Source organism: Fusibacter sp. (genome assembly GCF_057447755.1).
In genome coordinates this window covers 1-9,387 of sequence record NZ_JBVBZF010000136.1, presented here as the reverse complement: position 1 = coordinate 9,387, position 9,387 = coordinate 1, and the positions used below count along the sequence as shown (strand labels likewise).

Sequence of the window (9,387 nt, the reverse complement as noted above, 5' to 3'; positions counted from 1 at the left end):
TTTAGTGTATGGTGTAGATGGTGCAGAACCACCCCAGATTGAAGAACAACCTGTAGCATTTGCGATCATCATTCTGTCACCGTATAATTGTGTTACAGCTTTCATATATGGTGTTTCACCACAACCAGCACAAGCGCCTGAGAACTCGAATAATGGTTGAGCAAATTGTGAACCTTTTACAGTTGAAAGTGGCATTTTATCAGCCTTAACTGGTAATGCTACTGCATAATTCCAGTTTGGAGATTCTGCTTCTACTTGAGTTTCAATTGGTTGCATTACTAATGCTTTTTGTTTAGATGGACAGATATCAGCACAGTTTCCACAACCTGTACAGTCATATGGAGATACTTGAATTTTGTAGTTTAAGCCTTCAAGACCTTTACCCATAGCTGGTTTTGTTTTTAATGTGTCTGGCGCTGCTGCTAACTCTTCTTCAGTTAATAAGAAAGGTCTGATTGCAGCATGTGGACATACATAAGAACATTGGTTACATTGGATACAGTTATCAATTTGCCATTCTGGAACATTAACAGCGATACCACGTTTTTCGTAAGCAGCTGTACCATGATCAAATGATCCATCTTCAATACCTTTGAAAGTGCTAACCGGAAGATCATCACCTTTTTGAGCAGCAATTGGTCTTAAGATTTCTTTAATGAATGTAGGTTCGCCTTTAGCTTCTACAGCTACGCCTTCTTGAGCATCAGCCCAGTCAGCAGGGATTTCAACTTTAGAAAGTCTCTCGATACCAGCATCAACCGCTTTGTTGTTAAGTTCAACAATTGTCTTACCTTTTTTACCGTAAGATTTTTCAATTGCTTCTTTGAGGTACTCTACAGCTTTATCAAGGTCAATAACCTTAGCAAGTTTGAAGAATGCAGATTGCATTACCATGTTGATTCTATTGCCAAGACCGATTTCTTCAGCAATTGAAGTTGCATCAATTGTGTAGAACTCAATGTTGTTTTTAGCGATATAACGTTTCATTTCTGCAGGTAATAAAGCATTTACTTCTTCTTGGCTCCACTTACAGTTAAGTACGAATGTACCGCCTTTTTTAAGACCCTTTAATAAGTCATATTGATAGACATATGATTGGTTATGACAAGCAACATAATCAGCTTCGTTAATTAAATATGTTGATCTGATTGGGTTCTTACCAAATCTTAAGTGAGAAACTGTGATACCACCAGATTTTTTCGAGTCATATGAGAAGTAACCTTGAGCATAAAGGTCAGTTTTATCACCGATGATTTTGATGGCATTTTTGTTAGCGCCAACTGTACCATCTGATCCAAGACCCCAGAATTTACATCTGATTGTACCTTCAGTTTCAGCAACGATTTCTTCTACTACATCTAAAGAAAGATTTGTAACATCATCTTTAATTGCTAATGTGAAATCATTTGCAGGTTTTGCTTCTTTAAGTTCGTCAAACACTCTCTTAATGTGAGAAGGTGTTGTATCTTTTGAACCAAGACCGTAACGACCACCAACGATTACAGGTGCATTTTCTACTTCGTAGAACATAGCTCTGATATCTTTGTATAATGGCTCGCCATCTGCGCCTGGCTCTTTAGTTCTATCAAGAACAGCAATTTTCTTAACAGACGCTGGTAAAACATCAAAGAAGTATTTAGGTGCCCAAGGTCTATAAAGTCTAACTTTGATCATACCAACTTTTTCGCCTTTAGCAACTAAATAATCAATTGTTTCTTCAGCAGCTTCTACTACTGAACCCATAGCAACGATAATTCTCTCTGCATCTGGTGCACCATAGTAGTTAAATAATTTATAATCTCTACCAGTAACTTTACTGATTTCATTCATGTAGCCTTCTACAATAGCAGGAACTGCAGTGTAGAATGAGTTAGACGCTTCTCTCGCTTGGAAGAAGATATCTGGGTTTTGTGCAGTACCTCTAGTTACTGGATGCTCTGGGCTTAAAGCGCCTTTTCTAAAAGCAGCAATTGCTTCGTGATCCACTAACTCATTGAATACTGAGTAATCAATAGTTTCGATTTTTTGAACTTCATGAGATGTTCTAAAACCATCAAAGAAATGTAAAAATGGTACTCTAGACTTGATAGCAGCTAAATGAGCAACACCACCAAGATCCATAACTTCTTGAACTGAGCCAGAAGATAATAAAGCAAAACCAGTTTGTCTTGCTGACATTACGTCTGAATGGTCTCCGAAGATTGATAATGCATGAGAAGCAATTGCTCTTGCACTAACATGGAACACGCCTGGTAATAATTCACCAGCAATTTTGTACATATTTGGAATCATTAATAATAAACCTTGAGATGCTGTAAAAGTAGTTGTTAAAGCACCTGCTTGTAATGATCCGTGAACTGCACCTGCCGCACCTGCTTCTGATTGAAGTTCAGATACTAAAACCGGTTGTCCAAAAATGTTCTTTTTACCACCTGCTGCCCACTCGTCTACGAACTCAGCCATGTTAGAAGATGGAGTGATTGGATAGATTGCAGCAACATCAGTGAATGCATAAGATACCCATGCAGCAGCTGTGTTACCATCCATGGTTTTCATAACTTTTTTACCCATTGAAAAATAGCCTCCTTTAATCAATATTGATTACAAAAACAGTATAGTATACAAAATACATGACTGTCAATTCACTAGAGCATTCAATATTACGACATTTCGTTAATCAATTGTCAAAATGCACAAGACCATTATATAAGAGTTTCGATTTAATGTAAACCTTAGAAAATAAGGAATTCTGAACATAAACTTATATAATTTATCCCTACAATATTACTCGGATATTCCGACTTCACACCCTGACTCATTTATGTGGTTTTGACCGTTTTTTTGAAAATATACTGCAATACAATTATACCACTTCTGTATTTTGTATACAATATTCAACTTTCGATTTTTTTATAAACTTTTTATAGCCATTTTCTACATAATTGAAACAATTCATTTTTTCCCTTATATAGGGGGTGATATTTCTTTTTTTTTATTTTATAATAGAAGCAACATAAAAGAATGATTTATGTCTTACTTTTAGGATATATTAAATAAGTCATCAGAATTAAATAAAACATGAGGTGAAAAAATGGAGTGTAGATTAAATATTAAGGATAAAATTCATTGGATCGGGGTAAACGATCGTGAAACGACACTTTTTGAAAATTACTGGCCGCTTGAAAAAGGTGTGGCTTATAATTCTTATATCATCAACGATGAAAAAGTGGCAGTCCTTGATACTGTCAAATTTAACAAGACCACAGAATATCTTGAAAAAATCAAAGAAATCATTGGAGATAAACCTGTTGATTACCTAATCGTAAATCATATGGAGCCCGACCACTCAGGATCAATGTTAGCACTGCTTAGCGCTTACCCTGACATGCAAATCGTCGGCAATAAAAAGACATTTCCTTTTATAGAGGGTTTTTATGGCATTACCAAGAATTTTTATGAAGTAGGCGATGGCGATACTTTAGAGCTTGGCCAACACAAGCTTACTTTCTACTTAACACCTATGGTACACTGGCCAGAGACTATGATGACTTATGATGAAACATCAAAAGTTTTGTTCTCAATGGATGCCTTTGGTGGCTTTGGTTCACTAGATGGCGGCATCTTCGATGACGAAATCAACTATGAATTCTATGAAGATGAGACAAGACGTTATTATTCAAATATCGTTGCTAAATATAGCCCAATGGTTCAACGTGCCCTCAAAAAGGTCGGTGGACTTGACATTCAAATCATCGCACCAACTCACGGTCCGGTCTGGCGTACAAATCCAGGTGAGATTATTTCATTGTATGATAAATGGAGTCGTTTTGAAGCTGAGGAAGGCGTTGTCATCATCTACGGTTCAATGTATGGCAATACAGCTAAAATGGCAGATTACCTTGCAAGAATTATAGCTGAAAACGGCATAAAAAATGTGAAAGTATTTGATGCCTCTAAAACACATAATTCATATATCCTAAGTGAAATCTGGCGATATAAATCCGTTGTAATCGGTTCTTGTGCTTATAACACCAAAGTCTTTTCTTCGGTAGAGACCGTTCTTGAAAAACTTAGAAACTCTGGCCTTAAAGATCGCTACATTTCTGTATTTGGAAACAAGTCATGGTCAGGTGGCGGTGTTTCAGGCATAGAAGCATTCGTCTCAGAAATTGGTTGGGAAAAAATCGGCCCATCAATTGAAGCAACTTATTCGCCTAAGGAAGCTGAGTTCAAAGCCTTACAAGAAATGGCTAAAGAAATTGCTGATCGCCTTAAAGCCGATTATCAAAGCAAATAATATTAGCATCTAATTTGTTTTGTATAATAACAACATTTAATGTCAAAACAAGTTTTATCGTTATTGCTTTCATCTAACCACTTTTGAAAATTCTTTCTCAAAGCTGGATGAGAACTAGTGATCTATATAATCAAGACTGCAACCTCTTTTAGAGATTGCAGTCTTTTTAATTACCAAATTTTGAACTTTTCTGCTTCACTTCTAAGCCATTCTCTATAGTCAGGATGTGCAATTTCAATCAATCGATCAACTCTATCTCTGATAGAGGTGCCTCTAAGGGCTGCTACACCATACTCCGTGACCACATAGTCCACATCATTTCGAGAAAGGGATACGATTGCACCTTGAGTTAGCGTCGGTACAATTTTCGATTTTTCGACCATTTTTCCACTGTCTGGATCCTTGACCAAAGTTGTCGAATAGAGGGCTATAAAGGATTTTCCACCCCTGCTATTTTGTGCCCCTATAGCTGTATCCGCTTGACCGCCAGTACCGCTAATCTGTTTAGACCCTATAGATTCAGAACAACATTGTCCTGTAAGATCTACCTCAATGGAAGTATTGATAGATACCATTTTATGATTTTGACCAATTATATAAGGATCGTTGACATAAGCCCCGTCCAATATTAAAACACCTGGATTGTTATCTATAAATTTATAAAGCTTTTCTGAACCGAGTGCAAATGCAGCAACCATTTTGCCTTTGTGAAGTGTCTTCATAGTATTGTCTATGGCACCAGCTTCATATAAATCAACCATGCCATCGGTGAACATTTCTGTGTGAATGCCCAAATGCTTTTTAGTCTTCAACGCATCTGCAACTGCATTGGGAATTCCACCAATACCCAATTGAATGGTAGAACCATCCTCAATCAGGTCTGCAATGAAGTTACCAATTCGCCTATCCTTGTCACTAATTTCTGAGATCGGTAGTTCAGGCATTTGATAATTCGCCTTTATAAAATAGTCCACTTGTGAGATGTGTAGCGTGGTATCACCAAAGGTACGCGGAACATTTGGATTCATCTCTAGGATTACCATATCAGAAGCCTCTATCATTTCCCTTTCGTAGACAGCACTCAAACCAAGAGAGACATAACCATGTTCATCCACCCAAGAACAGTTACCAACATAGACATTGGGTTTGTGAAAATCTATCCTTTTTTTTGCTGAAAAGTGAAGATGATTTGGAATAAAGGTCACCGTCTTATAGTCATGACATTGCCTCATAGCACCACTGTAAAACCAACCTTCCATTAAAAATGTGGCTTTGTAATCAGGGTTTCTATAAAACTCATAATTTCCCATTGGTAGGCATGTCATGATACGGATGCCATTTACGCCTTCATGAATTTCATGCAATCTTGAGAGCAGCATTCTAGGTTCAGCCCCGGCAAGACCAGAAACCACATGATCCTCATCCTTTATTTTTAATAGTGCTTCTTCAATCGTGATAAAATTTGGTCGTATTTTAGGCATTATACTCACCTGCCTCCCCCCATAAAATCACATTGGCAGCCCACGCATAACCAATTCCAGCTGCAATCATTGACACAAGGGAACCATCCTTAATTTTTCCAGCTTCAATTGCAAGGTGTAATGAGAGAATTTGATCTACCTGACCAATATGGCCATATTCACTTAAATAAATTGACTGCGTTTCCTCCAGTTCTAAAAGTTTCAACATCTGTTTGTGCATGGATGCCTTAAAATGAAGGACCGCCAAATAATCTAGATCTTTTTTATCAACCTTTGATTTTCTAAAGGCCAAGTCAATGCACGCCATCCAGTTTTTCATGGAAACTTCATTAAGTCTATTTTTCATGTGTTCTGCATCCATCAACTTCAAAGATTTATAAGCGACTTCATGATTTTCACTTGTAATGGGGTTGAGTATACCACCAATTTCCACGCCAGCATCCCTTGCCATGCTACCGTCGGACATGATGTGTGATTCCAGCAACCTATTTTTGTTATGTCCTGCCTTTAAGATAATCGCCCCTGCACCTGCCCCCAGATTGAACATCATACTCATATCCTTATCGCTGTAATCCACTAGGTCGCCATTGCGATAACCACCACAAATCATGATGGTTTGTATACTCTCATCTGCCACCAACATGTCCTTTGCCATTTTCATGGCAGTAACAGTAGTACAACACCTATTTTGTATATCTATTCCCCATGCGTTTTTAGCGCCAATTCGTTCCTGTATATAAATTGCTGAAGTCGTCAATGGATATTCCTTCCACTCCTCACCCATACACAATATAACATCTATCTCAAGGGGATCAATCCCTGTCCTTTCCAGACAATCAAGTGCTGCCTTAACCCCCATCTCCTGAGTGCCATCCTCAGGCCCTGGAACTGGCTTTCTACTAAATCCCAGTTTGTTGATGATCGCTTCCTCTGTCCAAACGCCATTTGTTAAGGCGGAAATTTCCTTTGCTGTTACAAAAGAATTTGGAATGTATATACCTGTACCCACTATCCCAACTGTTCTCATTGACACCTTGCCCTCCTACTTTGTTTTGTTACTTTAAGTAAATCGCAAGACCCATGCCAATGATTTCTTCATTTATTGAGACAAAACAGTGTCATATTGTTCATTTTTTTGTACAAAAAAAGAACACTGTCCACAATTTGTACAACACTTTGTTAGACCTTGTTCTTTTGCTTTATATTATTATTTTACTAGACTATTTTGTATTTTTCGATTTTCTCATATAAACTGGTTCTGCTAATGCCCAGCAACTTGGCTGCTTTCAGCTTATTGTGATCCACTGCAATTAAACAATTTGTAATAGTTGTTTTCTCCACTTCTTCAACAGCTTCCTTGAGATTTTGAATTTGAGGCAACTCAGTAAAAGTCTTCTGCTTCTTCGCCAGTATAAATTGAGGCAAATGAAAGATTTCAATGGTCTCATGATCTGTCATGTTTATGGCGCGTTCAATGACATTCTCGAGTTCTCTGATATTGCCTGGCCAATTGTATGCTTTCAAACATTCAAGGGCTTCCACTGTGATATTACTCACATAGTGTCCTAAGCTATTTGAAAGCTTTTCCATCAATTTTAAAGACAACAATTCGATGTCTTCTTTGCGTTCCCTCAATGGCGGAACTTCTATGTTAATGACATTTAATCTGTAATAAAGGTCTTCTCTAAATTCGTTTTCCTTAATACGCTCCACTAAATTACGGTTGGTCGCCGCGATAATTCTACAGTCCACTGGGATTGTCCGATTGCCACCAATTCTTTCAATTTCACGCTCCTGAAGCACTCTCAATATTTTCACCTGCATGTCCAAAGGCATATCACCAATTTCATCCAAAAATATAGTGCCACCATTTGCAAGTTCAAATTTACCTACTTTGCCTTGCTTTTTAGCGCCTGTAAAGGCACCTTCTTCATATCCAAAGAGTTCTGATTCCAATAAATCCTTTGGAATTGCTGCACAATTAATTTTTACAAATGGTCCATCGAATCTTTTTGAATCATTATGGATGGCATGGGCAAAAAGTTCTTTTCCGGTGCCACTCTCACCCATTATTAAAACATTTGAGTCCGTTTTTGCAGCTTTAGACGACATGGCCTTAACGCGTTGCATGGTTAGGGAATTTCCAATGATGGTTTCCCACGAATACTTAGCACCTCGCATATTTTTCAGTTCTTCTTGATAGATTGAAAGCCTGCCTTCGAGAAGCTTATTGCGTTCGAGGACTTCTTGCAACTTTTTCAAATCATCAAAAATCACCATGCCAAAACCATAGAGCACTTCCCCGTCATCATCCAGTACTGGAATACGATGGACTAATGCTGTATGACCATTTGAAAATTTATGTTTATAAGCAATCTCAGGTCTTTTGGATTTGAACACATAAGGAAATCGAGTATTTGGGTCAACTACATTTACTTTTTTACCGATCAAGTCTGCTCTTGAAAACCCTAAATATGTTGCAAAAGCTTCATTGATCATAATGATTTCAGTTTCTCTATTTACAAGGATAATTGGTACAGGTATTGGATCAAATATTTTGTGCATATTCTGAACAAAATAAGCATCCAATAATGGACTTTCATTACGTCTCATATTTTCACTTCCATCTCTAAAGCATTTAACCATATTATATCGGAAACCTAAATAAAATGAAACCAATTTGATACGATTATGTTTACTTATAAATACAAGCAATTTTGATACCAATTACATTTAAACTGCCACAAAACTGCCACAGAAATTCGTTGAACTCACTTTAAACACTTGTCGATGTTTAGAGTGTGAACTAAATTTTAAAAGGAGGTCAAAATGAGAATTTCAGGCATTAATCAACAATACTACGTCAACCAGACAAAACAGCAATCCGAAGTAGAGTCTCAATCATACAACACCTCAGCGCTTGGACTTGCAAATTCACTCTTTTCAAGTGCCAACTACTCAAATGATACCACATCATCGGTTGAGAGTATTAAAAACGATATGCTAAATGATCCAAAACTGCAAATGATGAGGCAAAAGATCAATGGTATGGACGAAAGTGAACGCGCGAAAATGGAAAATATAAAAACAACCATGGATACTGTCTCAGAAGCAGATTTGGAGAGCATGAGTCTTGAAGACAAACAAGCACTCCTCGCTTCAGTGGATTCGGCGCTATCGGGCCAAGAAGCTAGTACATCTGAAATCGAATCACTTTCAGAAGAAGATTTGACACAAATCCTAACCGACATACAAACACAGGCTCAAGAAATGCAAGCCAACATGGGTAAAATGGGACCACCTCCTGGCGGAAGATCTGGTGGCCCTGGTGGCCCTGGTGGCCCTGGTGGTCCTGGTGGTTCTGGTGGCGTCGGGGGTGCTAACCAAACAGGTAGCGTTGAGGATACGGAAACCAGTACACTCCAAAAGTTACTTGACGCCCTTTATGGTGATGAAGACGATGACGAAGATGATGATACATCAACCTCTTCAAACTCTGACACCAGCTCTAACTTCACCAATAACTTTTTACAAAATTATGCAATCAACCAATACTTAAGTTCTTCTAAAATGGACCTCAGTTCATTCTTTGACGTTTCAGAATAAAAT

At 37.9% G+C, this 9,387-nt stretch carries 6 protein-coding genes; 2 read left to right on the top strand and 4 right to left on the bottom strand.

Features of this window, described 5'->3' with window-relative positions:
* Window positions 1–2,571, bottom strand: a 2,571-nt coding sequence (gene nifJ / locus AC220I_RS13875; RefSeq protein WP_486724445.1) for a pyruvate:ferredoxin (flavodoxin) oxidoreductase, incomplete at its 3' end; no start/stop codon positions are given.
* Window positions 2,572–3,091: 520 nt separating this feature from the next.
* Between nifJ and AC220I_RS13870 the strand changes: the two genes are divergently transcribed.
* Window positions 3,092–4,297, top strand: a complete 1,206-nt coding sequence (locus AC220I_RS13870; RefSeq protein WP_486724444.1) for an FprA family A-type flavoprotein — start codon at window positions 3,092–3,094, stop codon at window positions 4,295–4,297.
* Window positions 4,298–4,467: 170 nt separating this feature from the next.
* Here AC220I_RS13870 and AC220I_RS13865 read toward each other — a convergent pair whose 3' ends face one another.
* The 3 genes from AC220I_RS13865 to AC220I_RS13855 all read right to left on the bottom strand — a co-directional run bounded on the left by AC220I_RS13865 (window position 4,468) and on the right by AC220I_RS13855 (window position 8,391).
* On the bottom strand, window positions 4,468–5,778 hold the full coding sequence (locus AC220I_RS13865) for an acetyl-CoA hydrolase/transferase family protein (protein ID WP_486724443.1): 1,311 nt from the start codon (window positions 5,776–5,778) through the stop codon (window positions 4,468–4,470).
* Window positions 5,771–6,805 (bottom strand): 3-oxoacyl-ACP synthase, encoded by a 1,035-nt coding sequence (locus AC220I_RS13860; protein ID WP_486724446.1) that lies wholly within the window; start codon window positions 6,803–6,805, stop codon window positions 5,771–5,773. The genes AC220I_RS13865 and AC220I_RS13860 overlap by 8 nt, the downstream gene beginning before the upstream one ends.
* A 188-nt stretch (window positions 6,806–6,993) precedes the next feature.
* The gene (locus tag AC220I_RS13855; RefSeq protein ID WP_486724442.1) at window positions 6,994–8,391 is read right to left on the bottom strand and encodes a sigma-54 interaction domain-containing protein; all 1,398 of its coding nucleotides are present in this window, start codon (window positions 8,389–8,391) and stop codon (window positions 6,994–6,996) included.
* A 216-nt stretch (window positions 8,392–8,607) separates the two neighbouring features.
* Here AC220I_RS13855 and AC220I_RS13850 point away from each other — a divergent pair, with 216 nt between their 5' ends.
* Complete coding sequence (locus AC220I_RS13850; protein ID WP_486724441.1) at window positions 8,608–9,384, top strand: hypothetical protein; 777 nt, start codon at window positions 8,608–8,610, stop codon at window positions 9,382–9,384.
* The last annotated feature ends 3 nt before the right edge of the window (window positions 9,385–9,387 follow it).